Genomic DNA, 550 nt, shown 5'->3' with positions numbered 1-550 from the left:
CTTTAGCTCTTTGTAAGCTGCCAACGGAGAAGGGCAAGGCAATGTGAATCTACGAGAAGGAACCACTTGGAAAATATCGCCTTTTACCACGAATTCTTTTAGATCACGGACGATTTGACAGAAATCTTGATCCGAAACGCTTGGTTGAGCTGTGATATTGGCCACTTGCGTTGCGTCTGGAAGACGCTTTGGCGATGTGCATTGAGCTCGGATATCTTCGATTCGACTTTCTAGCGCTGCTTTTTGCGAGCCGTCAACGAACAATGTTGCTTGCAGTTGGCAGGATTCTGTTTGGTGATCTACAACCAGCAATGTTTCCGCAACATAGAAGACGTAATCCGGACACTGGTTTGTTGCTACCGCGTCTCCTAATGGTTCGAAGTTCGCCACCAAGTCATACGCAAATAGGCCACCAAGGAAAATGGCATGTTTGTCTTGCGAAGAAAGATCAAAACTGTGCTGTACCAAACGAAGCGCATCAAAAGAAGAGGCTTCTCGTAGACGAGAATCTTCATCAATCGTATCGCATGGTTGGATGAATTCTAAAGTC

1 pseudogene is annotated in these 550 nt (G+C 45.8%); it reads right to left on the bottom strand.

The features are described from left to right. Positions 1 to 550: pseudogene (locus tag R7044_RS27340) on the bottom strand (anthranilate synthase component I); the annotation flags it as partial.

The sequence above is a fragment of the Vibrio sp. 1402 genome (assembly GCF_033340275.1).
Note: the sequence above shows the minus strand (reverse complement) of the source record. Positions and strands in the feature narration are given on the sequence as shown.